Source organism: Microbispora catharanthi (assembly GCF_006334915.2).
Taxonomy (GTDB): Bacteria; Actinomycetota; Actinomycetes; order Streptosporangiales; family Streptosporangiaceae; genus Microbispora; species Microbispora catharanthi.
Genome location: NZ_VDMA02000014.1, coordinates 134,573 through 160,495, shown reverse-complemented (window position 1 = coordinate 160,495; position 25,923 = coordinate 134,573). Strand labels below are relative to the sequence as shown.

Below are 25,923 nucleotides of genomic sequence, written 5' to 3'. Positions count from 1 at the left end.
CCGCTTTCCCCCGTATGTCCGGTAGAACGTCTTTGGCCGGAAACGGGGGAAAGAGGAGCGGGTGCACCTTACGACGCAACGCCGCGCGGCGTGGGCGCTGGTCGCCCTCGCCGTCGGGGCCTTCACCTACGTCACCGCCGAGGTCCTCCCCATCGGGCTGCTCACGGTCATGGCGGCCGACCTGGACCGGTCGCCGTCCGAGACGGGCCTGCTGGTCACGGGGTACGCCGCGGTCGTGGTGCTGGCGTCGCTGCCGCTCACCCGGCTGACCCAGCGGGTGCCGCGGCGCAGGTTGCTCACCGTCACGCTCGGCGTGTTCGTCGCGGGGATGCTGCTGACCGCCGTGGCGCCGAACTACCCGGTGCTGCTGGGCGGACGGCTGCTGGTCGCGGCCACCCAGGCGCTGTTCTGGTCGGTCGCGACCCCGGCCGCGGCGGCGATGTTCCCCCCGGAGATCCGGGGGCGCGCGATCGCCCGGATGTCGATCGGCAGTTCCCTGGGGCCCGTCCTCGGCGTCCCCGCAGGCACCTGGCTCGGCCAGCAGGTCGGCTGGCGGACCGCGTTCGCCCTTGCCGCCGCCGTCGGCCTCGTCACGTGCGTCACCGTGGCGACGCTGATGCCGCGCGTGGGCTCCGACGGCCACGAACCGGGCCGCGGCGCGACCCCGGACGCCCGCCGCTACGCGCTGCTCATCGTCGCCACCGTCATCGGCGTGGGCGGCTACCTCACCGCGTACACCTACATCACGCCGTTCCTGCTGGACTTCGGTGGCTTCGCCCCGGCCGCGCTCAGCCCGCTGCTCCTCGCGTCCGGAATCGCCGGGGTCGCGGGGACCATCGTGGTCGGCCGGCTGCTCGACAGCCGGCCAAGGACGGCCCTCGTCGGGCCGCTGGCCCTCATCACGTGCGCGCTGCTCACCCTGTACGTCTTCGGCGCCCTGCACCCGGTGGCGGTGATAGCTCTCTGCGTGACGGGCATGTCGTTCAGCGCGCTGGCGGCGGCCATCGCGAGCCGCGCGCTGCAGGTGGCCCCGGGCAGCACCGACATCGCCTCGGCCGGCAGCGGCTCGGCCTTCAACGTCGGCATCGCGGGCGGGTCGCTGCTCGGCGGCGCGCTCATCGACCACTCGGGGGTCCGCAGCGTGACCGTGGCGGGCGCCCTCCTGACCGCCGCGGCGCTCGCCGCCCTGCTGTGCGAACGGTGGGTGGCTCCCGCCCGCGCCTCCGCGCCGGAGCGTAGGGCCCCAGCGCGGAGCGCCCAATAGACAGAGCGCGGAGCGCCCAATAGACAGAGCGCGGAGCGCCCAATAGACAGAGCGCGGAGCGCCCATTAGACGGAGCGCGGAGCGGACGTCAGACGGTCGTCAGCCGAGGGCCTCGGAGAGGTCGGCCAGAAGGTCGTCGACGGTCTCGATGCCGACCGACAGGCGGACCAGGTCGGCCGGGACCTCCAGCGGCGACCCGGCGGCCGACGCGTGGGTCATCCGGCCGGGGTGCTCGATCAGGGACTCGACGCCGCCGAGCGACTCTCCAAGCGTGAACAGCTTGGCGCGGTTGCAGATCTCGACGGCCGCCTCCTCGCCGCCCTCGACGCGGAACGACACCATCCCGCCGAAGCGCCGCATCTGCTTGGCCGCGACCTCGTGGCCGGGGTGCTCGGGCAGGCCCGGGTAGAGGACCTGGACGACCTTCGGGTGCGACAGCAGCAGGTCGACCACGCGCTCGGCGTTGTCGCAGTGCCGGTCCATGCGCACGCCCAGCGTCTTGAGGCCGCGCAGGGTGAGCCAGGAGTCGAAGGGTCCGGCCACCGCGCCCATCGCGTTCTGGTGGTAGGCCAGCCGCTCGCCGAGGTCCGCCGACCGCGTCACCAGCGCGCCGCCGACCACGTCGGAGTGGCCGCCGACGTACTTGGTCGTCGAGTGGACCACGGCGTCCGCGCCCAGGCTGAGCGGCTGCTGCAGGTAGGGCGAGGCGAAGGTGTTGTCCACCACGAGCACCGCGCCGCCGTCGTGGGCGACGTCCGCCAGCGCGGCGATGTCCGCGACGTTCAGCAGCGGGTTCGTGGGCGTCTCCACCCAGACCGCCTTCGTTTCCGGCCGTACGGCGGCGCGCACCGCGTCCAGGTCGCCGAGCGGCACCGGGTCGAAGGAGACCCCCCACTCCTGGAGCACCCGGGAGAACAGCCGGTAGGTGCCGCCGTAGGCGTCGTCGGGGATCACCACGTGGTCGCCGGGCTTGCAGACGGTGCGCAGCAGCGTGTCCTCGGCGGCGAGGCCCGACGCGAAGGCCAGCCCGCGCACGCCGCCCTCGACGGCGGCCAGCGCCTCCTCAAGGGCGGTCCTGGTCGGGTTGGCCGACCGGCTGTACTCGTATCCCGCCCGCAGGCCGCCCACGCCGTCCTGCTTGTAGGTGGACACGGCGTATATAGGAGGAACGACGGCGCCCGTGTGCGGGTCCGCCTCCTGGCCCGCGTGGATGGCCAGCGTCTCGAAACCTTGGTTCATGGGGTCGAGCGTAGCCGCCCGGCCCGCCTGGTCCCGGCGGGCGCGTCAGCCGTCGGCCAGGTGACCGGCTCAGTCGCCGGATCAGTGGTTGGCGAGGAAGGCCAGCAGGTCCTGACGGGTGACCATGCCCACCGGCTTGCCGTCGTCGAGGACCACGGCGGCGTCGGCCTTCTCCAGCGCCTCGACCGCCCGGGCCACCGGCTCACCTGACCCGATCATGGGCAGCGGGGCGGACATGTGGCCGCCGATCTCGTCCTCGGACCGCACCCGGCCGCGGTAGAGGCCCTCCAGCAGGTCGCGCTCCACGATCGAGCCGATGACCTCGGCCGCCATGACCGGCGGCTCCTCCTTCATGACCGGAAGCTGGGAGACGTTGTACTCCCGCATGATCGAGATCGCGGTGCCGACGGACTCGTGCGGGTGGACGTGGACGAACTCGGGCAGCCCCGGCGTCTTGCGTCCCAGCACGTCGCCGACCAGGCCCTCCTCGCTCGATGTGGTGAGGAAGCCGTAGTCGGCCATCCACTCGTCGTTGAAGATCTTCGACAGGTAGCCGCGGCCGCCGTCGGGCAGCAGCACGACCACGACGTCGTCCGGCCCGGCCGCCTGGGCCACCCGTACGGCCGCCACCACCGCCATGCCGCACGAGCCGCCGACGAGCAGCGCCTCCTCGCGGGCGAGCCTGCGGGTCATGCCGAACGAGTCCTTGTCGGAGACCGCGATGATCTCGTCGCAGATCGTGGTGTCGTACGTCGCGGGCCAGATGTCCTCGCCCACGCCCTCCACCAGGTAGGGACGGCCGGTGCCGCCGGAGTAGACGGAACCGACGGGGTCGGCGCCGACGACCTTCACCCGGCCGCCGGAGACCTCCTTGAGGTACTTGCCGGTGCCGCTGATCGTCCCGCCGGTGCCGATGCCGGCGACGAAGTGCGTGATCCTGCCCTCGGTCTGCTCCCAGATCTCCGGGCCGGTGGAGTGGTAGTGGCTCGCCGGGTTCTCGGGGTTGGAGTACTGATCGGGCTTCCAGGCGTTCGGGATCTCACGGGCCAGCCGGTCGGACACCGAGTAGTACGAGTCGGGGTGGTCGGGCGAGACGGCGGTCGGGCAGACGACGACCTCCGCGCCGTACGCCCGGAGCACGTTGATCTTGTCCTGGGCGACCTTGTCCGGGCAGACGAACAGGCAGCGGTAGCCCTTCTCCTGCGCCACGATGGCCAGGCCCACACCGGTGTTGCCGGAGGTCGGCTCGACGATCGTGCCGCCGGGCTTGAGCTCGCCGCTCCGCTCGGCCGCCTCGATCATCCGCACCGCGATGCGGTCCTTCACCGAGCCGCCGGGGTTGAAGTACTCCACCTTGGCCAGGATCTGGGCGGGCGCGCCCGCCGTGACCTTGCGCAGCCGGACGAGCGGGGTGTTGCCCATCAGCTCCACCAGCGAGTCGTGTACGCGCACCGCGATGACCACCTTGTTTGCCGAAGCTTGTCAGCCTGCCGTCAGCCGGGGTTCCGATAGGGGTGGCCGGAACTCGGCTAGTTTCTTAACTTCAAACCGTACCGTGAGCGTGAGGAGGGCGGGTGGTCTGGACGTCCGGCGCGGTGCGCGCCGCGCGGCGCATCGCCACCGCCGCCGCCGTGGGCGGAGGCGGGCTCACGGCCCTGGGAGCGGTCACGTACGGCCTGTTGATGGCCGAGGCCATGGTGGCCAGGCGCATCGTGGGGCAGCCGCACGGCCTCGACGGCCCCCAGGCCGACGGCGTGTACGGCGCCTTCCCCGGGGAGCCGATCCGCATGGCCGTCCTCGGCGACTCCCTCTCCGTCGGCCTCGGCATGACCCGCCCCGAGGACACCCCGGCCGTCCGCATCGCATACGGGCTCGCGGCGGTGGCCGAGCGCCCGGTGCGCCTCACCGTGGTCGGCCAGTCGGGTGCGGCGTCGGTGGACCTCGGCGTCCAGGTGGACCGCGCGCTGGAGACCCGGCCGGAGATCGCGATCGTCTTCGTGGGGGCCAACGACGTGATCACGGCCACCCTGCCGGCCCGGGCCGTGCGGCACCTGCAGAAGGCCGTGCGCCGGCTGCGCGAGGCCGGCGCGGAGGTGGTCGTGGGCACCTGCCCCGACCTCGGCACCGTACGCCCGATCGCGCAGCCGCTCCGATGGGTCACCCGGCGCTGGTCGCGGCAGCTCGCCGCGGCCCAGACGGTCGCCGTCGTCGAGGCGGGCGGCCGCACCGTGGCGTTCGCCGACCTGCTCGGACCCGAGTTCGACGCGAACCCGGCCGAGATGTTCGGACCTGATCGTTTTCATCCATCTGCCCGAGGTTACCTACAGGCCGCGTACGCAGTGCTACCTTCTGTATGCGCCGCGTTGGGGTTGTGGCCCGAGCCGGAACCCGTGCGCGTCGAAGGATCGCAATACCTCTTGGCCGCAATGGCCGTGGAGGAACCCGGCACCGAGGTCACCGCGACCCGTGTCGCCGGCCGGGCGGTCGGCCCCCATGGACGGTGGGCGGCGCTGCTCCGCCGGAGACCCGGGCCGCTTCCGAACGCCTAGAGCCGGTTACCTCCTGCGGCCGGGCCATCACCCCCTGTAGGAGCGAAATGATCCGGCCCCAGCTGAACCACGTGAAACCCGCTCTGGCGCTCGCCGCGACCGCCCTGCTGACCGGGGGCGCCCTCACCGGCTGCTCCGGCGGCGACGAAGCCGCCAAGGACTCCCCGGCCTGGCAGAACACGCAGGTGAACGCGGTCAGCCGGGCCACCACGGGAGGCGGCGTCGCGGCCACCACCTCCATGCGGCCCGACGGCTCCCTGGAGACCGTCGCCCTCGACCTCGCCACCGGCCGTCGGCTGTGGGCGCACCCCGCGACGATGGCGGGCCGGCTCCCCGGCATGGGGGTGCAGGCTCCGGCGACCGTGGAGACCGGCGGCGGGCAGGCCGCGGTGATCGCGCTCGACCCCGCCGCGGCCGGCCACAAGGGCGCCACGCTGGTCGCCAGGGACGCCCGCACCGGGCAGCAGAAGTGGACCAGGCCCGTGCGGTCCACCTTCGGGCCGCAGCGCTGCGGGCCGTATGTCTGCGTCTCCGAGGACACCGCGCTCTCGTCCGCCCGCGTCGTGGTCCTCGACCCCCGCAACGGCGCCGTGAAGTGGCGCCTGGCCGGCATCGCGGAGGTCGAGTGGTCCGACGCGTCCAAGGTCGTCCTGCTCAGGCTCGCCTCCCACCCGGTGCTGGAGGCCCGCGCGCTCAAGGACGGCAAGACCGTCTGGCAGCTGCCGATCGAGCAGGCCCTCGGCCCCGACGTCGACCTGAGCGGGGGCTGGGCCTTCGGCGCGACGGGCGACAAGATCATCGGGTACGTCGCCCCGTACACCAACCCCCAGACCAAGGAGACCTCGACGTTCGGCCTGTTCTCCGCGCGTCTCGCCGACGGCGCCGTCGACTGGATGCGGCCGTCCGTCGTCCGCGTCTACCCCAGCGGCAACCCCGCGTACGCGCCGGTGGTCCGGCCGGTCGACGAGCAGGGCCAGTACGGCGGGTTCGCCCGGCTCGACGCCGAGACCGGACGGGTCCTGGGGCAGATCACGCCCACCCAGGTTCCCGGGTCGGGCTGGTGGCTGGCCTTCCCTCCCGAGATGAACAAGCTCGGCTTCCTCAAGCGCGACGCTCCCGGTTCGGTCTTCGATCTCAGCACCGGTGAGCCGACCCCGGTGAGCGGCGCGACCGGCTGGTCGTTCTGCGTGACCGATCCCAAGCCGCTGCCGCTGCGCGGCATGATCTCCGGGTTCTACTCGATCGCGGCGCTCTGCGAGTTCGACCTGGCCACGGGCAAGCGCAAGGACTCCTCCTCCGCGCCGCCCTCCTGGTTCACCGGCAGCCAGAACGGCTGGCGCCTGTGGCGTGACGAGAAGGGCGGCCTCCACGCCGTCAACGACGGCACCGCCACCACCCCCGGCATGTACGGCTGATTGATCGACTTGTGCAGTAGTACAAAATTCTGGTGAGTGGGGCCCGGGGCGTGGCGGGCGGCGTACCGAGGGGTAACCTCCGGGAAGGAGGCCCCCCGAACCCTGAGTGGAGGGGCACGAGATCAGGCAGGAGAGTCACATGCCCGAGGCAGTCATCGTGGCGACCGCGCGGTCGCCGATCGGCCGCGCCTTCAAGGGGTCACTCAAGGACATCCGCCCGGACGACCTGACCGTGCAGATGGTCCGCGCCGCGCTGGCGAAGGTGCCGCAGCTCGACCCGAACGACGTTGACGACCTCATGCTGGGCTGCGGGCTCCCCGGCGGCGAGCAGGGCCACAACCTGGGACGCGTGGTCGCGGTGATGCTCGGGCTCGACAACGTGCCGGGCACCACGGTGACCCGCTACTGCTCCTCTTCTCTCCAGACGACCCGGATGGCGTTCCACGCCATCAAGGCGGGCGAGGGCGACGTGTTCATCTCGGCGGGTGTCGAGACCGTCTCCCGCTTCACGAACGGCAGCTCCGACATGCCCCAGGCGCAGAGCCCGCTGTTCGACGAGGCGAAGGCGCGGACGGAGGAGACCGCGAAGGGTGGTGCGCCGGTGTGGCACGACCCGCGCGAGGACGGCGCGCTGCCGGACGTCTACATCGCCATGGGTCAGACGGCCGAGAACGTCGCGGCCCTGAGGGGCGTCTCGCGGCGCGAGCAGGACGAGTTCGGCGTGCGCTCGCAGAACCTCGCCGAGAAGGCCGTCGCCAACGGCTTCTGGGAGAGCGACATCACCCCGGTGACGCTCCCCGACGGCACCGTGGCGAGCAAGGACGACGGTCCCAGGGCCGGCACGACGTACGAGGCGGTCTCGCAGCTCAAGCCGGTCTTCCGGCCGGACGGCACGGTGACGGCGGGCAACTGCTGCCCGCTGAACGACGGCGCCGCCGCGGTGGTCGTCATGAGCGACACCAAGGCCGCCGAGCTGGGCATCACGCCGCTCGCCCGGATCGTGTCGACCGGCGTCACCGGCCTGTCCCCCGAGATCATGGGGCTGGGCCCGATCGAGGCGTCGCGGCAGGCCCTCGCCCGCGCGGGCATGTCGATCGGCGACGTCGACCTGGTCGAGATCAACGAGGCGTTCGCGGCCCAGGTGATCCCCTCCTACCAGGAGCTGGGCATCGACATCGAGCGGCTCAACGTGAACGGAGGCGCGATCGCGGTGGGCCACCCCTTCGGCATGACCGGCGCCCGCATCACCTCCACGCTGGTCAACAGCCTCCGGTTCCACGACAAGTCGATCGGGCTGGAGACGATGTGCGTCGGCGGCGGCCAGGGCATGGCGATGGTCCTGGAGCGGCTGTCCTGAGCGACGGGAGTCACGCCGGTCCCGGCCAGGGCCGGGACCGGCGCGAACTCAGCCGTGGTAATTGGGGCCCGCGCGCGTGGGCTCGACCCGGATGATCACCCGCTTGTCCTTGATCATCACGGCGCGGTAGTCGTCCCAGTCCGGGTGCTCGCCGCTGATGTCGCGGTAGTACTGCACCAGAGGCTCCATCGCGTCCGGCAGCGAGACGACGTGGGCGATGCCCTCGATCTGCATCCACTCGCCATAGAAGGCGTCGGTCATCACGGTGAGCACGACCTGGGGGTTCTCCCGCAGGTTGCGGGTCTTGACGGCCGTCTCGCGGCTGCTGATCACGATGTAGCCGTCCTTGTCGCAGCCGACGGTCACCGGGGAGGTCTGCGGCCTCCCGTCCGGATAGCGGGTCAGCATGACCGCTCGGTGGTTGCTCCTGACGAACTCACGCGCCTTGTCGAGATCCATAGAACAATGATGCGCCCGCACCGGCCGGTGCGGGCGCGTCAGTGCTGCCTCAGGACGGAAGCCTCCGTACAGAACGTGGTACGGCTGCTGCTGGCGTGCGCGGGACGTCACTGCCCCTCCCGCGCCCCGGTCTAGAAGCGACGGCGCCGTTCGTGCTCGAGGACGATCGCGGCGGCGTAGCCGTGGCTCAGCCCGTGCTCGTCGGCGAGCCAGTTGGCCCGCTCTTCGCAGCGTAGGAACGACGGGCCGTTGTCGATGGCTTCGAACCACTCTGGGAGGTCGCGCCCGGTTATGGACGGGACACGGGCGATCAGCTTGTTCTGGGTCTCCGGTGAGTGGTTCAACGACATGGGCACCTCCACGGAAAAGGCTGCTTTGTGTCACAGTGCATCACCGGTCCGCGCTTGACAAGACCTCAGTGGCATTGATTTGTTACAGGATGTTGATCGAAAGTTGCAGTGCCGATCACCAGATCCTGATATAGCGCAACAAAGGGGTGCCGCTCCCGGAGGAACGGCACCCCTTCCGCTCGTACGGCTAGTCGTTGTTCGTGAAGTAGCTGATGAAGCGGAGGATCTCCAGGTAGAGCCAGACGAGGCTCAGGGTCAGGCCGAACGCCATCAGCCACGAGTAGCGCTCCGGCACGCCGGCCCGCACCCCCTGCTCGATCTCGCTGAAGTCGAGCAGCAGGAAGAAGCAGCCGAGCAGGATCATGCCGATGCTGAAGACCCAGCCGATGGGGCTGTCGGTGCGCAGGCCCAGGCCACCGCTGACGAAGATGCTCGCGATCCAGTTGATCAGCAACAGGCCGATCGCGCCGAACGCGGCGGCGATCACGAACTTGGCGAACTTCGGAGTCGGCCGGAAGATCTTCAGCGCGTACACGGCCAGCGTGCCGCCGAAGGCCACCATCGTGCCGAGCACGGCCTGCAGGACGATGCCGTTGTAGACATTGTCGTACATGTGGCTCAGTACGCCGATGGCGACGCCGTAGCACACGGAGTAGCCGAGGATCAGCGCCGGATTCGTGCTCTGCCGGAACGACACGATGAGCCCGAGGATCAGGCCCACGATCATCGCCGGCGCCGCCAGCCCCCAGCCGACGTTGAAGTACCAGGCCAGGGCCGCCGACACGACGAGCGTGCCGAGGGTCATGAAGCCGCGCACCACGACGTCGTCGATCGTCATGGTCCGCGCCGCCGGGGGAGCGTACGAGGGGGTGGCGTACATCTGGTTCAGCTGCTGCACGCTGGGCGTCGGACCGGCCCACGCCTGCTGACCAGCCGCCCCGCGCCGACTGAATATGGGGTTCTTGCTCTCCATTCGCTTCCTCCAGGACGCGACTCACTGATCAGCCGCTGCGCGGCCTAGTGGGGATGGTGCCCGAGGAGCGGTGCTCCTACAAGTGGGAGCGCCACTCCACCACAGTGGCAACGATCAGGCTTCCGGGCGAGTTCCCGTCGTCGCTCACCGAAATCGACGGCCGACGCCGACCGCAGAGCAAACTTGAACGATTCCTTTACTTGAACTCTTCAAGTCTAGTGCTAGCGTTGGTGCGGAGCCGAGAAGTAGCGGCCTGACCAGGCAGAACGCCTCAGCGACCACTCCGCCTGCCGTTGCGAGCCTCTCATTCCGAATCAGATCGGCACAGCAGGCCGTCCGGACGGCCACTTCGACGCCGGAGAGCGCCCGTCCGCCGCCAGTGCCGCAGGGGAATGTCATCGCGAGGAGGACGGCGATGAACGTCAGCGGCCCACCGCTATTGCGAAGGTTCCAGCCTCATTCCATCCGAGGACGCATCACCGTCCTCATCACGGCGCTCGCCACCCTGCTGCTGATCCCCACCGGGATCCTGGGCAGCATGCTGGCCCGGCAGGCGTTCTCCACGGCGGTCTGGCTCGACGCCCGCCAGGAGGCGGCGCTCACCGCCGCCGCGTGGCGTGCGGGCCATTTCCGCCACATCATCAATCCGCAGGTGGCCGGGATCGACCTGGTCCAGGTGGTGGCTCCGAATCGGCGGGTGCTCGCCGCGTCGCCCGCCGCCCGGGGGATGGCCCCGCTGACTTCCTTCTGGCCGTCCCAGCAGGACCCGATGCAGGACCTGCAGGCCTGCACGCACGACGGGTTCGGCTGCCTGCGTCTGTCCGCGCTGCGGGTGACGCCGGGGCCCGACTCCCCCGTCGTGTACGCGGGACGCCCCATCGAGGGCTTCACTCCCGTCGCGATGTTCGATCTACTCTTCACCGCGGAGGTCTCCGTGCTCGTGCTGCTCACCGCCTGGGCCACCTGGAAGGTGGCCGGACGCACCCTGCGCCCCGTCGAGGCCATCCGCAGCGACCTGGCCACCGTCAACGTGAACGACCTGGACACCCGGGTGCCCGTACCGGCCGGGGACGACGAGATCGCGCGGCTCGCCCGCACCGTGAACAGCACGCTCTCCCGCATCGAGCAGGCGAAGCTCACCACCGAGCGGGCGCTGCGGCGGCAGCGCGAGTTCGCCGCGGACGCCTCCCACGAACTGCGCACTCCGCTCGCCGGCCTGCGCACACAGCTGGAGGAGGCGCAGCTTCACCCCGACGAGACCGATCTGCGGTCGCTGCTCAGGGACGCGCTGCTCGACGTGGAGCGGCTGGAAGCGATCATCGACGACCTGCTCCTGCTGGCGAAGGTGGGGGCGACGGCCCCGGGCCGCAAGCCCGTGGACGTGTCGGAGCTGGTCAGGGATGAGGTCGCCCGCCGGACCGACCGGATACCGGTGCGCCTTCTGCTGGAGGACGGCGTCAGGATGCACGCCGCGCCGCGCCACCTCGCCCGGCTGCTGACCAACCTGCTCGACAACGCGCAGCGGCACGCCCGGAGCGTGGTCGAGATCGGGCTCCGGCGCGACGACGGCTTCGTCGAGTTGTGGGTCGGCGACGACGGTCCCGGCGTACCGGTGTGCGAACGGGAGCGGATCTTCGAGCGGTTCGCCAGGTCGGACACGGCGCGCAGCAGGGGCCACGGGGGCACCGGCCTCGGCCTGGCCATCGCCCGCGACATCGCCCGCGCCCACTGCGGCACCCTGGTGGCGGCCGAGTCGCCGTACGGCGGCGCCATGTTCGTGCTGTGCCTGCCGGTCTCCGGTTGCCCGCAGAACACCGACGCCGCGCCCTCGCAGGCCGCGATCCGCCGCGCCGCGGGCCCGTACGCCGAGCCGCCGCGGGTGGAGAACGTCCCGGCGCCGCTGAACGAGGGACATGCCTGACGGCGGTCAGAGGCGGGCGAACCAGTCGCGGACGGCGCTCCGCCCGCCCCCGCCGAGCGCCACCATCAGGGCGTATCGGGCCTTCACCGCCGCCAGCCCGCGCGCCCCGATGGCGCCGACCTTCGTGGCCAGCCCCAGGGCCGGCGGCAGATCCTCCAGCGCGACCGGCCGGGTGCGGCACCGCGAGGCCACCACCACGGGGATGTCCCACTCCGCCAGCTCACTGAGGGTCGCGTACAGGGTGATCGGGATGTTCCCGGCGCCGGTGCCCTCCAGCACCACACCCCTGGCTCCGGCGTCCACGACGGACGTGACGAGCACGGGGTCCATCTCCGGGTACGTCTTGATCAGCGCGACGTGCGTCTCCGGCTCTCCCCGCGCGGCCGGGGGCCGCGGCGGCGGCGGCGCCGTCATCTCGACCCTGCCGTCCGCCACCCGGCCGAGGATCGGCGCGGGCGTGGACGACAAGGCTGCCACGCCCGTCGCGTCGGCCATCGTGACCCAGCGGGCCGCGTGCAGCTCGTCGTTCACGCAGACCACCGCGCCGACGCCGCGAAGAGCGGGATCGGCGGCGGCGACCAGGGACGACGCCAGGTTGCGCGGGCCGTCGCTCGACAGCTCGTCCAGCCCGCGCACGGCGCCGGTCAGCACGATGCCACCGCGTAGAGCGGCGGGGCCTGCGAGCAGGTCCGTCAGGAAGGCCGTCTCCTCGATCGTGTCCAGGCCGTGGGTGACGACCACGCCGTCGAACCCCTCGTCGAGCAGGGCCGAGCGGGCACGCCGGGCCAGCCGCAGCATCGTGGAGGGCGAGGTGTCCCAGCTCGGCTCGGCCTGCACGTCCTCGGTCACGACCTCCACACCGAGATCCCCGGGTACGGCCGCCAGCAGGTCGGCGGCCGTCGCGAGCCCCGGGCGTCTGGTGTGACGGGCGTACGCCATGACGTCGCCCGTCGCCACCAGCAGCACGCGTCCGGTCACGAGGCCTCGCCCTCCGCGGGCGCGGCGACTCCGGCGTGCTGCTCGAGCCGCTCGATGCGCCGCAGGAGCGGAGCGATCTCCTGACGGACGACCGCCGCCACGGCCTGCGCGGCGGCTTGGGAGCCGGCCTGAGGGGCGGCCTGGGATGCGGAGGCGTCCTGTGCCTGGGCCCGGAGGTGGACGTAGCCGGCGAGCGCCGCGACGACCGCGCGCCGCGTGAGGCGTGGCTCGGCGCCCCGATCCCGCAGCACCTGCCCGCCGATCCCGTCGGGCTCGGCGACCAGGCCGAGCAGCAGGTGCTCGCACCCGATGTAGTTGTGCCCGAGCGCATGGGCCTCGGTGACCGCCAGTTCGAGGGCGTTGGCCGCGTGCGCGTCGAACCGGCTCGGACCGTCCTTCAGCGTTCCCTCGTCCCCGGACTGCTCTGGACCGGCCGTCGCGGCGGGTATGGACGGGCGGCGGCTCGCGAGGTCGCGCTCGACCAGGGTGGGCTCGACCTCCATGGCTCGCAGGACGTGCAGGGCGAGGTTCTGCCCCTCGGCCAGCATCGCGGCGAGCAGGTGCTCGGTGCCGATGCCGGCGGCGTTCTCGGCCCGGGCCCGTTCCAGCGCCAGCCGGAAGACGGCGCGGGTCCTGGGCGTGAAGTGCGACAGCCGGGGGTCGTCGATCTCGAAATCGCCGAGGATGCTCTCGCGGATGGCGCTCACCCGGCGGACCGCCTGCTCCAGCGCCCGCTGGCAGATCGCGGACACCGGAAGTGCCGCTTCCTTGACCGCCTCCGCCAGATCATCCGGCAGATACACGTTGATCTTAGGCATGCATCATTCATACCCCCATTGGGGTTACATGTCTACCCCCAATGGGGGCGCGACGTCAGGGGAGCGTGACGTACTTGCCGAGGAACTCCCGGACCTCGGGGATGTCCAGGCGGTAGTCGACGTTGGTCGTCCGGCAGGCGTCGTCCACTCCGCTGATCGTCGTGGCCACGAGCAGGTTCGAGTCGGGGCCTCCGAGGTAGTTGGGGCCGCCCGAGTCGCCGTAGCAGGTTCCGCCCTCCCCGCCCGAGGGGTCCGGCGCCAGGTCGAGCCACCTGCTGCCGAGGCGCTTGAAGGAGATGGAGGTCTGACTGCGCGTGTCGGTGTAGTGATACCGCCATCCGTGCCGCTTCTTCGTGGGGTCCACCGAGCCGTACCCGACCGGAGTGAAGCGCGCGGTCTTCAGACTGTCGTCGGCCTTGAGCTGGTCGAGCAGGCCCAGAGTGGGCAGCTTGGCCGGCGCGATGCCGGCGACAGGCTCGGAGAAGACCACGACCGCCAGGTCATAGGCCTCGCCCTTGTATCTCGAGTCGGGCACGTAGCGGCCGGTGTAGAGCTTCGCCCCGGACTGGTAATGGCTGGCGAAGGAGACCCGGGCGGTCTTCTGCCCCTTGCTCCCGCAGTGGGCGGCCGTAAGGAAGACGGTCGGCGAGATGAGGGTGCCGGTGCAGTACGACCACGTGCCGTCGCTTTCCGGCTTCTCGCCGATGAGGGCTCCCACTTCCGGGTGATCGGTCGTATCGACCGAGCCGTGGGTGATCGCCGACGCCGGCGAGGCGGTACCTGCCACCAAACCCGCAAGAATCATGACAAAGGGGACGAAACGCATGCACGAATGTATCCGAGCATGGGCTCCGCATGGCAAATGGAACGAAAAGATCTACCGCGCGGCCGTCAGGCCCGCGCGTCGCGCGTCAGCGTCCGCCCTCTGCGGTTGAACCGGGCGCAGGGGCCCACCTCGCCGGACAACGGAAGACGCCCCCTCCGACTCGAGGAGGAGCGGCCATGGCGATGCGGTCCGAGCGGCTAGTGGTGCACGCCCTTGTGGTGCTCACCCTTGTGATGCTCACCCTTGTGGTGCTTCTTGTGGTGCTCGCCCGCGGTTCGCTGGTGAGGGCCCATGACCTCGGGGACGCCACCGGGGGTCTAGGTCGCGGTCAGCCGACCGGATACGGAAGGACGCGCCGACCGGTCACTGATCGACGATTTTCGCCGACCGATGAGCTACAGTCGTCCGCCGTGGCCGAATCCTCCCCCTATCTGACCGCGACGGCGGACGCCTACGACGCCGTCGCCGACCTCTACGCCGACCTCGCCCGAGACTCGCTCGACCGCCTGCCACTGGATCGTGCGATGGTCGCCGTGTTCGCCGAACTCGTACGGGCCGCCGGACCCCGGCCCGTCGTCGAGGCCGGCTGCGGTCCCGGGTACATGACGGCACACCTGCGTGACCTCGGACTGGACGCCTTCGGCGTCGACCTGTCTCCCGCGCTGATCGACATCGCCCGCAAAGACCACCCTGACCTGCGTTTCGAGCTGGGTTCGATGGGCGCCTTCGACGTGGCCGACGGCGAGCTGGGCGGTCTGGTCTCCTGGTACTCCGTCATCCACATCCCACCGCCGGAGCTGCCGCCGTACTTCGCCGAGTTCCGCCGGGTGCTGGCCCCGGGTGGTTACCTCCTGCTCGGTTTCTTCGAATCCGAGGGCGGTCCCGTGCAGCAGTTCGATCACAAGGTCACGCCGGCCTACCGGTGGCCGATCGACGACCTGGCCGCCCTGGCCCGCGAGGAAGAGTTCGTCGAGGTGGGGCGGATGCTGCGCGAGCCTTTGGAGGATGAACGATTCCGCCGCGGCCATTTGCTGATGCGCAGACAAGCCGCCGCCGTGTCCTGATACGCGCACTGTGGGCTGCGGCACCACACACGCCGCCCGACACGGGCGGCGGATTGATTCCGTAAGGGAACTTGTCACCACGCCTGAACGTCGCCCGGTGACGCCGATCTTCTCGGATTGGCCAGATCAGCCGGTGGCCTGGATCACGCAGGTCACCGGCTTCTTGTTGCTGGGAGGCGCCAGTGCCCCCGGTGGGACTCGAACCCACACCACAGCCCTTTTAAGGGGCTTGCCTCTGCCATTGGGCTACGGGGGCGCCGCGATCATATGTCACGGATCACTCCTCTGTAAGCAAGTTACGTCTTACGCGGCTTGTCCCCCTTTCCACAGCGCGTGAACGGCACCCCTGGGAGCCACCCGGTCAAGGTCCGGGAGACCGTCCGCACCTTCTCCACCGTCCACCACACCAGCATGGCAGAGCACAGGAACACGCACACGGCCCGGCGGTGTGCGCCGCCGGGCCGTGTGCGTGTCCTGAGGTCGTCCTTCGATCCGTCCGCGCCGAGCGGGTCAGCGCTTGAGGCCGCTCTTCGCGGCCGCCCTGAACTCGTCGCGCGGGTGCTCGATCTCGCCGAGGGAGATCGTCTCCCGCTTGAAGAACAGCGACAGCGTCCAGTCCATCACCACGCGGACCTTCCGGTTGACCGTGGGGACCCGCGACAGGTGGTAGGTGCGGTGCATGAACCAGGCCGGGAAGCCGCGCAGCTTCATGCCGTAGACGTTCGCGACGCCCCGGTAGAGGCCGAGCCCGGCGACCGACCCGGCGTACTTGTGCCGGTAGTCCTGCAGCTTCTCCCCGCGCAGGTACGCGGTGATGTTGTCGCCGAGGACCTTCGCCTGCCGCACGGCGTGCTGGGCGTTGGGCGCGCAGTACTGACCGGGGTTCGTCACGTCGGGGACACCGGCGATGTCGCCGGCGGCGAACGCGCCCTTGACGCCCGCGACGGTCAGGCGCGTCGTGGTCTTGATCCGGCCGCGCTCGTCGAGCGGCAGGTCGGTGGAGTTGACGATCGGGCTCGCCTTGACGCCGGCGGTCCAGACGATCGTGGCCGACTCGAACTCGTCGCCGTCCGAGGTCTTGACCAGGCCGCCCTCGCACGACTGGAGGAACGTCTCCATCTTGAGCTCGATGCCGCGCTCGCGCAGCTGCTCGGCGGTCCACTCGCCCATCTCGGGGCCGACCTCGGGCAGGATGCGGTTGGACGCCTCGATCAGGACCCAGCGCAGGTCCTTCTTGTCGATGCTCGGGTAGTACGTGACCGCGTCCTCGGTCATGTCCTCGAGCTCGGCGAGAGCCTCGATGCCCGCGAAGCCGCCGCCGACCACGACGAAGGTCAGCGCACGGCGGCGCACGTCCTCGTCGTCGCTCGACTCGGCCCGGTCGAGGAGGGCCAGGACCCGGTTGCGCAGCGCGATGGCCTCGCCGACGGTCTTGAAGCCGATGGCCGCGTCCTCCAGGCCGGGGATCGGCAGCGTACGCGAGATCGAGCCGGCCGCCATGACGACGACGTCGTACTCGATCTCGCGGGACTGGCCGGCGGCGGGCTCGAAGGTCAGCGTGCGCGCCTCGTGGTGCACCTTGGAGACCTTGCCGTTGAGGATGCGCACCGCGGGCAGCACCCGGCGCAGCGGGGCCACGACGTGGCGCGGCGAGATGTTGCCGGCCGCCGCCTCGGGGAGGAACGGCTGGTAGGTCATGTACGACTGCGGGTCGATGAGCGTGATCCGCACGCTGCGGTCGCGCAGCTCACGGCGGAGCGTGCGCTGGAGACGAAGAGCCGTATAAAGGCCCACGTACCCACCGCCGACGATGACGACGTGCTTCCAGTTGCGGTCTGCCACGATGCCCTCCGAAGCTTGTGAAAGCATTCACAAGCTTACGTCACGAGTTGGCAACCGCACCAATCCACTAGGGCCGAAGGTCCAGTGATTTTCCCCACTTCGTCATCTCTTGACGACATTTCTCGCGAAAATTCCTGCAATCTTCTCTCAGTGACCGACTTCACACTTGTGAAATGGTTCACAAGGTCGTGGTCCCCAGTGCGACGGCGCGGGCGAAGACCGCGTCGAGCATGTCCGCGGTGACCCGGCCGGTGAAGGTGTTCTGCTGACTCGGGTGGTAGCAGCCGATGAGCGTGACCGGAGCCGCGCCGTGGGAGAGGGGCACCTCCACCGCGTGGCCGAACGGCGGCCTGCGGGGCGGCAGCGTGAACCCGGCCTCGCGCAGCGCGGGCCACACCGCCTGCCAGGCGAAGCCGCCGAGCGCCACGATCACCCGGGTCGTACCGGCCACGAGCGCGAGCTCCCTCGAGAGCCAGGGGAAGCAGGTGTCGCGCTCCTCCGGGGTCGGCTTGTTGGCGGGCGGGGCGCACCGCACCGCCGCCATCATCCGGGCGCCGATCAGCCGCTGGCCGTCGCCCGCGTGAACGCTGGTCTCCTGCGCGGCGAGGCCGGTGCGGTACAGCGACGCGAACAGCCAGTCACCGCTGCGGTCGCCGGTGAAGATCCGGCCGGTCCGGTTGCCGCCGTGCGCGGCGGGGGCCAGCCCCACGATGAGCGTGTGCGGCGCCTCGTCGCCCCATCCCGCGATCGGCCGGCCCCAGTAGGTCTCGTCCGCGAACGCCCGCCGTTTGACGTCGGCGACCTCCTCCCGCCACTCGACGAGACGCGGACAGGCGCGGCACACCGACTGCCTGGCGGTCAGTTCGGTCAGAGTGCGGCTCTCGGCGGCCAGTTTGGCGACCTCGTGGGCGTCGTGGGCGACGGGGGTGTCCGGGCACGCGGGGTCGCCCGGCCAGCCGGAACCGGGAGGAACGAAGCTCATGACACCGATCGTGCCAGGCCACAAGGTATGCGTCGGCCGGAAGCCGGTCCTCGCGACGCCGCCGCCCGCCGATCGGGCCGCCCGGACTCGGCGCACCCGTGCCGCACCGTCTCGCGGTCCCGACGCGGTGTCCACGGGGCACCGGCGCGCGTGTCACGAAGAGGTCATGCCGAGAAAGATTCCAATCTTTTCCGTCGCGCCGCGGATGGGTACGTACGGCCCGTGTCCACCGACTCATTCCCCCCGCTGTTCGGCCCGGCCTTCGACGCCGACCCCTACCCCGCCTATGACTGGCTGCGCCGGAACGCCCCGGTGACCCGCGTGCCGCTGCCCGGCTGCGAGGCGTGGCTGGTCACGCGGTATGAGGACGCCGTGACCGCGCTGACCCATCCCGCCCTCGCCAAGGACCCGGCGGCCGGCTCGCCCGAGTGGCGGGCCGCATCTCTCGGCCTGCCCCTGGACCACCGGCCCGGGCTCGCCCGCCACATGATCAACGCCGACGGGGCCGATCACGCGCGCCTGCGGCGGCTCGTGAGCGCGGCCTTCACGCCCCGGCGGATGGCGGGGCTGCGGACGCGGGCGCTGGAGGTGACCGACGCGCTGCTCGACCGCCTCGACGGTCCCGAGGCGGATCTGATCGCCGACCTCGCCTATCCGCTGCCGATCACGATCATCTGCGACCTGCTCGGCGTGCCCGAGGAGGACCGGGCCACCTTCCACCACCACGCCTCCGTCATCGACTCGGCGGCGGCGTCCGAGGTGGCGGAGATCGCCCGCGCCACGGACGCCCTGGAGACCTTCCTGGCCGATCTGGTCGAGCTCAAGCGCTCCCGGCCGGGCAACGACCTGCTCACCGACCTCGTACGGCGGTCCAACCAGGGCGAGATCGACAAGGACGAGCTGACCTCGACCGCGTTCCTGCTGCTGATCGCCGGCCACGAGACGACCGTGGCGCTGATCGGCAACGGTCTGCTCGCGCTGCTGCGGCATCCCGGCCAGGCGGCGGCTCTGCGCGCCGACCTCTCCCTGCTGCCGGACTTCATCGACGAGATGCTGCGTTACGACGGTCCCGTACGGAACGCCACCTGGCGTTTTCCCACCGAGCCCGTGGTCGTCGGCGGCCAGGAGATGTTGCCCGGGGAGCCCATCCTCGTCTCGCTGCTGGCGGCCAACCGGGATCCGGCGGCGTTCGCCGACCCGGACGCGTTCTCCCCCGGCCGGGTCGGCGAACCGCACCTCGCCTTCGGCCGGGGGCCCCACTACTGCGTCGGCGCGGCCCTGGCCAGGGTGGAGGGAGAGGCCGCGATCGGCCGGGTGCTCGAACGATTCCCCGATCTGGCCCTCGCCGCCGACCCCGCCGAGCTGAGGTGGTGGCCCAGCGCCATCATGCGCGGCCTGTTCTCCCTGCCCGTCCGCCTGCGCGGCTGACGTCCGGCCCGGCTCCGTCCGTACGCGGAGCCGGTCTATGGACAGATAGTCTATGCGTAGATAATCTCTACGTAGGCAATCGGAGAAGGAGCCCGGCATGTGGGAGTACGAGCACAGCGTGGAGACCGCCGCGAGCGCCGGCACGGTCTGGCGGCACTGGTCGGACATGGCGGCGTGGCCGCGCTGGAACGACGGGATCGAGAGCATCGAGGTCGACGGGCCGTTCGCCGTCGGCACGACGTTCACGATGACCCCGCCGGGCGACGAGCCGATCCGGATGCGCCTGACCAAGATCGAGCCGGGCACGTGGTTCACCGATGAGATGGACGCCGGCGACTTCGTCGTACGGACCGTGCACCGGCTCGAACCGGCGGACGGCCACACCAGGATCGTCTACCGCACCGAGATCACCGGCCCGGCCGCGGACGAGGTCGGCCCGCAGCTCGGCCCGGCCATCACCGCCGACTTCCCCGACGTGCTGGCCGCGCTGGTGCGGCTGGCAGAGGAGGGCTAGACCATGCCGCCGCTGGACCCCGAGGAGAGCCCGGGGTTCCTGCTGTGGCACGCCACGCTCCGCTGGCAGCGTGACATCGCCGCGGCCCTCGCGCCGCTGGATCTCACCCACGTGCAGTTCGTCCTGCTGGCGAGCACGTGGTGGTTGAACTCCCACGGCGAGGATCCCAACCAGCTCACGCTGGCCCGGCAGGCCGGCACGGACGTGAAGATGACCTCGCAGGTCATCCGCAAACTGGAGGCCAAGGGCCTGGTCTCGCGCGAGATCGACCCCGCCGACACCCGGGCCAGGAGGCTGCGGGCGACCGAGCGCGGCGCCGCCCTCGCACAGGAGGCCATCGCCGTGGTCGAGGGGGTGGACCGGGCCTTCTTCCGGCCCGTCTCCGACCGCACGACGCTCCTGACCATGCTGCGCGCGCTCGGGTCCGGCTGACTCTGCGGTTCCCCTACCGCCGGGACGGCGTGGCGGAGGGTGAGGGCGACGGCGAGGCGGAGGGCGTCGCGGAGGCCGTGGCGTCCGTGGGCGCCGGCGTGGCGGGCACGCAGGTCGCCTCCGGACCGGCGGGATCGGCGCGGTGCTCCACGGGCCTCAGCGGCAGCGGGTAGGCGTTGCGCATGGGCGGCTCCCCGTCGCAGGGAATGACGAACTCCTGGTCGAATCCCGGCTCCAGCATGATCGGGTTGCCGTCCTGATCGTAGAGCCGGACGTTGTGCAACGGTGTCCCGTCCTCCGCGTACGGGAAGATGTTGGAGACGTCCCCGCCCAGCGAGGACACCCTCTCCACCCGCATGCCCGGCGCGTACACGTCCGGCCGGGGGCCGTAGTCGAAGGCCACGCCGCGCGACGACGTGCTCGGAACGTCGGCCATCGCCGTGACCACGAGGACCGCGGCCAGCAGGTCGGCTCCGAGCAGCAGCGCCCGGCTCCAACGTGACCCCCGCGTGCGGCCCCGCCGGCCCAGCCACACCGACCCCCAGATGACCGCGAGCGTGAACACCCAGGCGGGGAGGTCGCCGGGGACCAGCCCGGGGGCGCTGATCGGCGCGAGCACGGCCAGCGCGATCGCGTAACCCCGCAGCACCCACCATGCGGGGCGCAGTTCGGGGGCGAAGACGGCGGCCTGACGGTAGGGCGGGAGCACGAGCAGCCGCGTGTGAACGCGCCGGACGGCTCCGCTCATGCGCTCGCGCAGCCGCCCGCCCAGAGAGGAGCCGCCACCCGAAGGCCGCCCGCCGTAGGCGGCCCGCAGCTCGGCCGCGTACGCCTCGGGGCTGCCGAGCCGTTCCTCCAGCGACATGCCCGGCTCGGCGGCGACCTCGGCGAGATGCTCGTCCAGGTCCTCCAGCAGCACGTCCCTGTCGCGGGCGGGGAGATCGGCGAGCGCCTCACGTACGGCGGCGGCGTACTTCTGGGGCGTCATTGGGGGGTTCATCCCGGATCGACCTCCTTGAGCAGGTCGTTCATGGTGGCGGCGAAGGACGTCCAGGTCTTCGCCGAGGTCTGGAGGAGCGAGCGGCCCACGTCGTTCAGGCCGTAGTACTTGCGGTGCGGCCCCTCGTCGGAGGCGACCACGTAGGAGGTGAGCGCTCCGGCCTTGAAGAGCCGCCGCAGCGTCCCGTACACCGAGGCGTCGCCGACGTCCTCGAGCCCCACCTCACGCAGGCGGCGTACGACGTCGTATCCGTAACTGTCGCGCTCGGCGAGCACCGCGAGGACCGCCAGGTCGAGGACTCCTTTGAGGAGCTGGCTACTGTCCACGCATCGCACAGTACTACGCATTGCGCAGTAGCAGCAAGATCTTCAGGTGTTCCACGCGGCGTTCACGCGATCCGGACGACGTACTTTCCGCTGCCGCGGCCTTCGGCGAGCAGTTGATGCACCTCGGGCACCCCGGACAGAGCGCCGATCTCGGTCACCCGAACGTCCAGCCGGCCCTCCGCGACCAGATCGAGGACGCGACGCAGGGACGACGACCATGTCGTAGCCGGCGGAACGGGCCGCGCCGACCTTGTCCGGCCGTCCCACGGTGCCGATGAGCCGTCCTCCGCCGAGTGCGGGGACCAGGCGTGCCACGGCCGACACGACACCGCCGCTCGCGGAGTGCACGAGCACGCTCTCCCCCGCGCCGAGCCTCGCCGCGTCGGTGAGCAGCAGCAACGCGCTCGTCAGCATCAGCGGGGCGGCCGCGCCGAGGTGGGACGTCACGTCGTCCGGCAGCGGCACGGTCAGGGCGGCGGGCGCCACGGCCACCTCGGCCAGACCGCCCGACGGGGTGAAAGCGGCCACCCGTTGCCCCGGGGCACCAAGCCGGAGACTCCCGGCCCCACCTGGCGGATCCTCGACGCTCACGAGACGAGCGCCGAGCCTGCCGCCCCCTGACGCCCCGGTTCTTGTCAGGCGAGGGACCAGGCGATGCCGTCGAGGATGTCGTGCTCGCTGACCACGACCTCCGGGAAGCCGTAGCGGCGGACGATGCGGTCGAGGATGAGCGCGCCCGCGCCGATGACGTCCACCCGGCCCGGGTGCATGACCGGGATGGCCGCCCGCTCGTCGTGCGTCATGCGCAGCAGCCGCGCGGACACCTCGTGGACCCGCTCGGCGGGGATACGCGAGTGATGGATGCGCGCGGGGTCGTAGGCGGGCAGATCGAGCGCGATGCCGGCGACCGTGGTGACCGAGCCCGCCAGGCCGACCAGCGTCCGCGCCGTACGCACGGGGACGCTCTCCTCGACCCGGTCCATGGCCGCCTCGATGTCGGCGACGGCCGCCTCCACCGTCCCGGCGCTCGGCGGGTCGTCGCGCAGGTGGCGCTCGGTCAGCCGTACGCAGCCGATGTCCACCGACAGCGCGCCCTCGACCGACCGGGAACCGACGACGAACTCGGTCGAACCGCCCCCGATGTCCACCACGAGATAAGGGGTCTCGGCCTCGGCGCCCGAGCGGGCCAGGCCCCGGGTCGCGCCCGTGAAGGACAGCCGCGCCTCCTCGTCGCCGGTCACCACCTCGGGCTCCACGCCGAAGATGTCCCGTACGCCGGAGACGAAGTCGGCCCGGTTGGCGGCGTCGCGGGTCGCCGAGGTGGCGACCACGCGGACCGGCACGGGACCGTCCGGGGCGTGCTCCCTGATCAGCTTGGCGTACCCGCGCATGGCCGTGAACGTCCGCTCCAGGGCCTCCGGCGCGAGCCGTCCCGTACGGTCGACGTCCTGGCCGAGCCTGACGATCTCCATTCGCCGTTCGACGTCGGTGAGGTCGTCGCCAGAGATGTCCGCGATGAGAAGGCGGACCGAGTTGGTCCCGCAATCGATGGCCGCGACCCGCTTCGTCTTCACGCTCATCCCTCCGGCCTCCGGTCGGCTCCCCGCGCCACGACGGCGCTCCCGTTTCTGTCCCGCGCCCGGCCTATGGCCGCTCTTCGGAATTCTCCACGACCACGCAGGGGCCGCCGGCCCACCAGTCGGGCAGCGCGTCGAGGGCCTCCCGGCCGAACGGATTGACGCCCGGCGCGGCCAGCTCGTGGGCGACCAGCGCGTGCAGGCACTTGACCCGGCCAGGCATGCCGCCGGCGGTCTGCATGTCGCGCGGCAGCGGCTCCACGCCCTCCTCGTCGGCCGCGCGGTCGCGGCGGGCGACGTAGTCCTCGTGGGCCGCCCGGTAGGCCTCGGCCAGCTCGGGGTCCTCGGAGAGCCGGGCCTGCATGCTCTTCATCAGGCCGGACGACTCCAGCGTGCCGATCGCCGAGGCGGCTTTCGGACAGGTCAGGTAGAACAGCGTGGGGAACGGCGCGCCGTCGGGCAGCCGGGGCGCGGTCTCCAGCACGTCGGGCAGACCGCAGGGGCACCGGTGGGCGACGGCCCGCACCCCGCGCGGCTGCCGCCCGAGCTGCGCCCGCGCCGCCGCCAGGTCAGCGGGGTCCACACTGCCCGCGTGGCCCACGTGGTCCGCCTGGTCGTCCGCCACGTCGATCTCCTCGCCCTTCACGATGCCCTGTCGCGGCCGTCCGCGGTCCTCATCCCGCCGGCGCCGGCGCAGACGCCGATGCGGACGCCGTCGGTGCGGGGCTCCGCCCTGCCGCGGGTGCGGCGGGCCGCCCCTTGTCGGCCGCCTCGAACGACCGCCAGAGAGTGACGTACCAGGCGGGCCGCTCCGGCGGCTTCGTCCCCGCCTTGGCGGCGGCGGACCCGGCCGTCTCCTCGTCGATCACCTGGTAGCAGTCCGCGCCCGGCTCGCAGTAGAACAGCCGCTCCTTGGCCAGGCGCTTGATGTAGTCCGGATCCTCCAGCCGCCGGCGCCGCTGCTCCAGGTTCTGGAGCTTGCGCAGCGCGTTCGCCTGCTGCGCCTCCAGCTGGGCGATCTGCCGACGCTGGGCGACGTACTCCCGCACGGGGTAGGCCAGGCTCATGGCGATGGCGCACACGACGACCGCGAGGATCGCCGCGCGCCCGGTGAGCTGCGGCCGCTTCGCCGCCACGAAACCACCCCTCCCGGTCGGTCAGCGCAAGGCCCGATCAACGGCCACACTAACCGCCCGTCCCGGCCGTACACGCCCGGACGGGCACGGCGTCACCGCGCCACGTGTCCGGAACGTGTCCAGCCGAGGTACCCCCGTATGCCGCCGATCAGCCCTGGAAGCGCGGGAAGGCGGCGCGACCGGCGTACCGCGCCGCGTCGTCGAGCAGCTCCTCGATGCGCAGGAGCTGGTTGTACTTGGCCACCCGGTCCGAACGGGCCGGGGCGCCGGTCTTGATCTGGCCGCAGTTGGTGGCCACGGCGAGGTCGGCGATCGTGGTGTCCTCGGTCTCGCCGGAGCGGTGGCTCATCATGCAGCGGTAGCCGCTGCGGTGGGCCAGGTCGACCGCGTCGAGGGTCTCCGACAGCGTGCCGATCTGGTTCACCTTCACCAGCAGCGCGTTGGCGGCGCCTTCGGCGATGCCGCGGCCGAGCCGCTCGGGGTTGGTGACGAACAGGTCGTCGCCCACGAGCTGGACCTTGGCGCCGAGCGACGTGGTGATGGCCTTCCAGCCCTCCCAGTCCTCCTCGTTCAGCGGGTCCTCGATGGAGACCAGCGGGTAGGAGCGGACCAGGTCCTCGTAGAAGGAGATCAGCTCGGCGGCCGACACGCCCTTGCCGTCGATCGTGTAGACGCCGTCCTTGTGGAACTCGCTGGCCGCGACGTCGAGCGCGAGCGCGATGTCCTGGCCCGGCGTGTAGCCGGCCTTCTCGATCGCGACCATGATCAGGTCGAGCGCGTCGCGGTTCGACGGCAGGTTCGGCGCGAAGCCGCCCTCGTCGCCCAGGCCCGTGGCGTAGCCCTTCTCCTTCAGCACGCCCTTGAGCGTGTGGTAGGTCTCCGCGCCCATGCGCAGCGCCTCGGAGAACGTCTCGGCGCCGATCGGCGCGATCATGAACTCCTGGATGTCCACGTTGGTGTCGGCGTGCGCGCCGCCGTTCAGGATGTTCATCATCGGCACGGGCAGGATGTGCGCGTTCGGCCCGCCGACGTAGCGGAACAGGGGCAGGTCGGCGCTGTCGGCGGCGGCCTTGGCGACGGCCAGCGAGATGCCGAGGAGCGCGTTGGCCCCGAGGCGGGCCTTGTTGGGCGTGCCGTCCAGGTCGATCATCGTCTGGTCGATGAGACGCTGCTCCTCGGCGTCGAACCCGATGAGCTCGTCGGCGATCTCGTCGGTCACGCCGAGGACGGCCTTCTCGACACCCTTGCCGAGATAGCGCTTCTTGTCCCCGTCGCGCAGCTCGACGGCCTCGAACTGACCGGTGGAGGCGCCACTCGGAACGGCGGCACGGCCGGTGCTGTAGTCGTCCAGCAGTACCTCGACCTCGACCGTGGGGTTCCCACGGGAGTCGAGGATCTCGCGGGCGGTGATGGCCTCGATGGCAGCCACGAACGCTCCTAGCAAAATGGCGGGCGGTTTGCCTCCCGAGCCTA

26 protein-coding genes and 1 tRNA gene are annotated in these 25,923 nt (G+C 71.2%); 9 read left to right on the top strand and 18 right to left on the bottom strand.

From position 1 onward, the window contains the following. The first annotated feature begins 61 nt into the window (after window positions 1-61). Window positions 62-1,264 (top strand): MFS transporter, encoded by a 1,203-nt coding sequence (locus FH610_RS25365; protein WP_139577322.1) that lies wholly within the window; start codon window positions 62-64, stop codon window positions 1,262-1,264. Window positions 1,265-1,363: 99 nt separating this feature from the next. Here FH610_RS25365 and FH610_RS25360 read toward each other — a convergent pair whose 3' ends face one another. Next, window positions 1,364-2,503 (bottom strand): cystathionine gamma-synthase, encoded by a 1,140-nt coding sequence (locus FH610_RS25360; RefSeq protein ID WP_139577321.1) that lies wholly within the window; start codon window positions 2,501-2,503, stop codon window positions 1,364-1,366. A gap of 81 nt (window positions 2,504-2,584) precedes the next feature. Beyond that, window positions 2,585-3,955 (bottom strand): cystathionine beta-synthase, encoded by a 1,371-nt coding sequence (locus FH610_RS25355; RefSeq protein ID WP_139577320.1) that lies wholly within the window; start codon window positions 3,953-3,955, stop codon window positions 2,585-2,587. A gap of 122 nt (window positions 3,956-4,077) precedes the next feature. On the opposite strand from FH610_RS25355, the gene FH610_RS25350 reads away from it, so the two are divergent. From FH610_RS25350 to FH610_RS25340, 3 genes are all read left to right on the top strand, one after another. Continuing rightward, the gene (locus FH610_RS25350) at window positions 4,078-5,052 is read left to right on the top strand and encodes an SGNH/GDSL hydrolase family protein (RefSeq protein ID WP_139577319.1); all 975 of its coding nucleotides are present in this window, start codon (window positions 4,078-4,080) and stop codon (window positions 5,050-5,052) included. A 47-nt stretch (window positions 5,053-5,099) separates the two neighbouring features. Continuing rightward, on the top strand, window positions 5,100-6,467 hold the full coding sequence (locus FH610_RS25345; protein WP_139577318.1) for an outer membrane protein assembly factor BamB family protein: 1,368 nt from the start codon (window positions 5,100-5,102) through the stop codon (window positions 6,465-6,467). Between the two features lie 139 nt (window positions 6,468-6,606). Further along, complete coding sequence (locus FH610_RS25340) at window positions 6,607-7,824, top strand: acetyl-CoA C-acetyltransferase (protein ID WP_139577317.1); 1,218 nt, start codon at window positions 6,607-6,609, stop codon at window positions 7,822-7,824. 48 nt (window positions 7,825-7,872) lie between these two features. On the opposite strand, the gene FH610_RS25335 is transcribed toward FH610_RS25340, so the two are convergent. The 3 genes from FH610_RS25335 to FH610_RS25325 all read right to left on the bottom strand — a co-directional run bounded on the left by FH610_RS25335 (window position 7,873) and on the right by FH610_RS25325 (window position 9,606). After that, the gene (locus tag FH610_RS25335) at window positions 7,873-8,283 is read right to left on the bottom strand and encodes a PPOX class F420-dependent oxidoreductase (protein WP_139577316.1); all 411 of its coding nucleotides are present in this window, start codon (window positions 8,281-8,283) and stop codon (window positions 7,873-7,875) included. A 131-nt stretch (window positions 8,284-8,414) separates the two neighbouring features. Continuing rightward, window positions 8,415-8,633 carry a DUF4287 domain-containing protein gene (locus tag FH610_RS25330; protein WP_079315686.1) on the bottom strand — a complete coding sequence of 73 codons (219 nt, stop codon included), beginning with the start codon at window positions 8,631-8,633 and terminating at the stop codon, window positions 8,415-8,417. A gap of 187 nt (window positions 8,634-8,820) precedes the next feature. Beyond that, window positions 8,821-9,606, bottom strand: a complete 786-nt coding sequence (locus FH610_RS25325) for a Bax inhibitor-1/YccA family protein (protein WP_139577315.1) — start codon at window positions 9,604-9,606, stop codon at window positions 8,821-8,823. Between the two features lie 415 nt (window positions 9,607-10,021). Between FH610_RS25325 and FH610_RS25320 the strand changes: the two genes are divergently transcribed. Then, complete coding sequence (locus FH610_RS25320; protein ID WP_139577314.1) at window positions 10,022-11,527, top strand: sensor histidine kinase; 1,506 nt, start codon at window positions 10,022-10,024, stop codon at window positions 11,525-11,527. Between the two features lie 6 nt (window positions 11,528-11,533). Here FH610_RS25320 and FH610_RS25315 read toward each other — a convergent pair whose 3' ends face one another. From FH610_RS25315 to FH610_RS25305, 3 genes are read right to left on the bottom strand one after another with little or no spacing between them, the layout of a single operon-like run. Then, window positions 11,534-12,505 carry an asparaginase gene (locus FH610_RS25315; RefSeq protein WP_139577313.1) on the bottom strand — a complete coding sequence of 324 codons (972 nt, stop codon included), beginning with the start codon at window positions 12,503-12,505 and terminating at the stop codon, window positions 11,534-11,536. Beyond that, window positions 12,502-13,323: a Clp protease N-terminal domain-containing protein gene (locus tag FH610_RS25310; protein WP_139577312.1), complete on the bottom strand. Its 822-nt coding sequence runs from the start codon at window positions 13,321-13,323 to the stop codon at window positions 12,502-12,504. The genes FH610_RS25315 and FH610_RS25310 overlap by 4 nt, the downstream gene beginning before the upstream one ends. 55 nt (window positions 13,324-13,378) lie before the next feature. Then, window positions 13,379-14,110, bottom strand: a complete 732-nt coding sequence (locus FH610_RS25305; RefSeq protein ID WP_240809192.1) for a trypsin-like serine protease — start codon at window positions 14,108-14,110, stop codon at window positions 13,379-13,381. 449 nt (window positions 14,111-14,559) lie between these two features. On the opposite strand from FH610_RS25305, the gene FH610_RS25300 reads away from it, so the two are divergent. Further along, entirely contained in the window at window positions 14,560-15,213 is a 654-nt protein-coding gene (locus tag FH610_RS25300) for a class I SAM-dependent DNA methyltransferase (protein WP_240809183.1), read from the top strand. Window positions 15,214-15,396: 183 nt separating this feature from the next. On the opposite strand, the gene FH610_RS25295 is transcribed toward FH610_RS25300, so the two are convergent. From FH610_RS25295 to FH610_RS25285, 3 genes are all read right to left on the bottom strand, one after another. Continuing rightward, window positions 15,397-15,469 (bottom strand) — tRNA-Leu (locus FH610_RS25295). Window positions 15,470-15,723: 254 nt separating this feature from the next. Beyond that, window positions 15,724-17,082, bottom strand: coding sequence for an NAD(P)/FAD-dependent oxidoreductase (locus FH610_RS25290; RefSeq protein ID WP_139577310.1), 1,359 nt, complete (start codon window positions 17,080-17,082; stop codon window positions 15,724-15,726). Between the two features lie 151 nt (window positions 17,083-17,233). Beyond that, complete coding sequence (locus FH610_RS25285) at window positions 17,234-18,037, bottom strand: uracil-DNA glycosylase (RefSeq protein WP_139577309.1); 804 nt, start codon at window positions 18,035-18,037, stop codon at window positions 17,234-17,236. Between the two features lie 222 nt (window positions 18,038-18,259). On the opposite strand from FH610_RS25285, the gene FH610_RS25280 reads away from it, so the two are divergent. From FH610_RS25280 to FH610_RS25270, 3 genes are all read left to right on the top strand, one after another. After that, a complete protein-coding gene (locus FH610_RS25280) occupies window positions 18,260-19,465 on the top strand; it encodes a cytochrome P450 family protein (RefSeq protein WP_240809182.1) in 1,206 nt (401 codons plus the stop codon). Between the two features lie 97 nt (window positions 19,466-19,562). Beyond that, on the top strand, window positions 19,563-19,979 hold the full coding sequence (locus tag FH610_RS25275; protein WP_139577307.1) for an SRPBCC family protein: 417 nt from the start codon (window positions 19,563-19,565) through the stop codon (window positions 19,977-19,979). A 3-nt stretch (window positions 19,980-19,982) separates the two neighbouring features. After that, complete coding sequence (locus FH610_RS25270) at window positions 19,983-20,411, top strand: MarR family winged helix-turn-helix transcriptional regulator (RefSeq protein ID WP_139577306.1); 429 nt, start codon at window positions 19,983-19,985, stop codon at window positions 20,409-20,411. Between the two features lie 13 nt (window positions 20,412-20,424). Here FH610_RS25270 and FH610_RS42950 read toward each other — a convergent pair whose 3' ends face one another. From FH610_RS42950 to eno, 7 genes are all read right to left on the bottom strand, one after another. Then, the gene (locus tag FH610_RS42950) at window positions 20,425-21,411 is read right to left on the bottom strand and encodes an HAAS signaling domain-containing protein (RefSeq protein ID WP_161628075.1); all 987 of its coding nucleotides are present in this window, start codon (window positions 21,409-21,411) and stop codon (window positions 20,425-20,427) included. Further along, window positions 21,408-21,737: a PadR family transcriptional regulator gene (locus FH610_RS25260; RefSeq protein WP_030507598.1), complete on the bottom strand. Its 330-nt coding sequence runs from the start codon at window positions 21,735-21,737 to the stop codon at window positions 21,408-21,410. Before FH610_RS25260 ends, FH610_RS42950 begins: the two co-directional genes overlap by 4 nt. A 42-nt stretch (window positions 21,738-21,779) precedes the next feature. Beyond that, a complete protein-coding gene (locus FH610_RS45855; protein ID WP_240809181.1) occupies window positions 21,780-22,265 on the bottom strand; it encodes an MDR/zinc-dependent alcohol dehydrogenase-like family protein in 486 nt (161 codons plus the stop codon). A gap of 107 nt (window positions 22,266-22,372) precedes the next feature. Then, window positions 22,373-23,317, bottom strand: coding sequence for a Ppx/GppA phosphatase family protein (locus FH610_RS25250; RefSeq protein ID WP_139577305.1), 945 nt, complete (start codon window positions 23,315-23,317; stop codon window positions 22,373-22,375). 64 nt (window positions 23,318-23,381) lie between these two features. Continuing rightward, window positions 23,382-23,939: a DUF501 domain-containing protein gene (locus tag FH610_RS25245; RefSeq protein ID WP_205826045.1), complete on the bottom strand. Its 558-nt coding sequence runs from the start codon at window positions 23,937-23,939 to the stop codon at window positions 23,382-23,384. Between the two features lie 49 nt (window positions 23,940-23,988). Next, window positions 23,989-24,450 (bottom strand): FtsB family cell division protein, encoded by a 462-nt coding sequence (locus tag FH610_RS25240; protein WP_240809180.1) that lies wholly within the window; start codon window positions 24,448-24,450, stop codon window positions 23,989-23,991. A 148-nt stretch (window positions 24,451-24,598) separates the two neighbouring features. Next, window positions 24,599-25,879: a phosphopyruvate hydratase gene (eno, locus tag FH610_RS25235; protein ID WP_139577303.1), complete on the bottom strand. Its 1,281-nt coding sequence runs from the start codon at window positions 25,877-25,879 to the stop codon at window positions 24,599-24,601. Window positions 25,880-25,923 lie beyond the last annotated feature (44 nt).

Excerpts from the sequence above, each read along its gene's own strand:
- FH610_RS25360 (WP_139577321.1), bottom strand. The coding sequence starts at position 2,503 with ATGAACCAAGGTTTCGAGACGCTGGCCATCCACGCGGGCCAGGAGGCG.
- FH610_RS25345 (WP_139577318.1), top strand. The coding sequence starts at position 5,100 with ATGATCCGGCCCCAGCTGAACCACGTGAAACCCGCTCTGGCGCTCGCC.
- FH610_RS25340 (WP_139577317.1), top strand. The coding sequence starts at position 6,607 with ATGCCCGAGGCAGTCATCGTGGCGACCGCGCGGTCGCCGATCGGCCGC.
- FH610_RS25335 (WP_139577316.1), bottom strand. The coding sequence starts at position 8,283 with ATGGATCTCGACAAGGCGCGTGAGTTCGTCAGGAGCAACCACCGAGCG.
- FH610_RS25330 (WP_079315686.1), bottom strand. The coding sequence starts at position 8,633 with ATGTCGTTGAACCACTCACCGGAGACCCAGAACAAGCTGATCGCCCGT.
- FH610_RS25325 (WP_139577315.1), bottom strand. The coding sequence starts at position 9,606 with ATGGAGAGCAAGAACCCCATATTCAGTCGGCGCGGGGCGGCTGGTCAG.
- FH610_RS25320 (WP_139577314.1), top strand. The coding sequence starts at position 10,022 with ATGAACGTCAGCGGCCCACCGCTATTGCGAAGGTTCCAGCCTCATTCC.
- FH610_RS25310 (WP_139577312.1), bottom strand. The coding sequence starts at position 13,323 with ATGCCTAAGATCAACGTGTATCTGCCGGATGATCTGGCGGAGGCGGTC.
- FH610_RS25290 (WP_139577310.1), bottom strand. The coding sequence starts at position 17,082 with ATGCTTTCACAAGCTTCGGAGGGCATCGTGGCAGACCGCAACTGGAAG.
- FH610_RS25285 (WP_139577309.1), bottom strand. The coding sequence starts at position 18,037 with ATGAGCTTCGTTCCTCCCGGTTCCGGCTGGCCGGGCGACCCCGCGTGC.
- FH610_RS25275 (WP_139577307.1), top strand. The coding sequence starts at position 19,563 with ATGTGGGAGTACGAGCACAGCGTGGAGACCGCCGCGAGCGCCGGCACG.
- FH610_RS25270 (WP_139577306.1), top strand. The coding sequence starts at position 19,983 with ATGCCGCCGCTGGACCCCGAGGAGAGCCCGGGGTTCCTGCTGTGGCAC.
- FH610_RS42950 (WP_161628075.1), bottom strand. The coding sequence starts at position 21,411 with ATGAACCCCCCAATGACGCCCCAGAAGTACGCCGCCGCCGTACGTGAG.
- FH610_RS25250 (WP_139577305.1), bottom strand. The coding sequence starts at position 23,317 with ATGAGCGTGAAGACGAAGCGGGTCGCGGCCATCGATTGCGGGACCAAC.